Consider the following 1,299-nt stretch of genomic DNA (forward strand, 5'->3'; position numbering starts at 1 on the left):
AACCATCCATGCGCCGGACGACGTCTACGTTGGCGGTCAGCCATCGATCGTCAACAAGCTGGAGTCCGTCACTGGTGCCGATAACTTCGAAAAACTGACCTTGGGTCAGGGCGAAGTGAAAACCGATGTCACCGATGAGCCAGGCACTGGCACTCCGGGTACTGGCAACGAGGGTGACAAGGTTTCCGTCACCATCGTCAGCAACGGCAATGTCACTGAAGATCAGCAGCCGTCGTTCACTGTCAAAGTGAACCAGCCGCTAGATCGTCCGCTGACTGTCACCCTGAGCAATGGCGACAAAGTCACCATCGCTGCGGGCCAGACTCAGGTCGAGTACAAGGCGCCAGCCCAGGGCGATGACGTCTTCAAGGATTCTGGTTCGCTCACCGTTGGTATCAGCGACGCCAGTGTTCCAGGTAAGACCTTCGAGAACCTGGAGCTCGGTGACTCGGCCACCGTGCAGATCGCTGACACTGAAAGTGAAGTCGTCGCGACCCTGACAGCCGATAAAACCACTGTGTCCGAAGGCGGCGAGATCACCTACACCGTCACCCTGACCAACGCCCAAGGTCTGTCGGTTACTGGCCATAACGGCCTGGTCTTCACGCTCAGCGACGGCACAAAAGTTACCGTTCCAGCCGGCAGCGCCACCGGGACCATCACCATCCACGCCCCTGATGACGTGTACGTCGGCGGCCAGCCAGCAATCGTCAACAAGCTGGAAGGTGTCACTGGCGCCGATAACTTCGAAAAACTGACCTTGGGTCAGGGCGAAGTGAAAACCGATGTCACCGATGAGCCAGGCTCTGGCACTCCGGGTACTGGCAACGAGGGTGACAAGGTTTCCGTCACCATCGTCAGCAATGGCAATGTTACCGAAGACCAGCAGCCAAGCTTCACCGTCAAAGTGAATCAGCCACTGGATCGTCCGCTGACCGTTACCCTGAGCAACGGCGACAAGGTCACCATCGCTGCGGGCCAGACCCAAGTCGAGTACAAGGCTCCTGCTCAGGGCGATGACGTCTTCAAAGACTCGGGCTCCCTGACCGTTGGTATTTCCGACGCTTCCGTACCAGGCAAGACTTTCGAAAACCTGGAGCTCGGCGGCTCGGCCACTGTTCAGATCGCTGACACTGAAAGTGAAGTCGTCGCGACCCTCACCGCCGACAAAACCACTGTCAGCGAAGGCGGCGAGATCACTTACACCGTTACCCTGACCAACGCCCAGGGCCTAGACGTCAAAGGCCACAATGGTCTGGTCTTCACGCTCTCGGACGGCACAAAAGTTACCGTTCCGGC

1 protein-coding gene is annotated in these 1,299 nt (G+C 58.2%); it reads left to right on the top strand.

The window, feature by feature from the left end; all coding sequences use genetic code 11:
• Positions 1-1,299: immunoglobulin-like domain-containing protein (locus tag APH44_RS28800; RefSeq protein ID WP_371264446.1), on the top strand; the 1,299-nt coding region annotated here is incomplete at both ends.

Origin of the sequence: Pseudomonas sp. NBRC 111143, assembly GCF_001320965.1 — a bacterium.
Classification (GTDB): domain Bacteria; phylum Pseudomonadota; class Gammaproteobacteria; order Pseudomonadales; family Pseudomonadaceae; genus Aquipseudomonas; species Aquipseudomonas machongensis.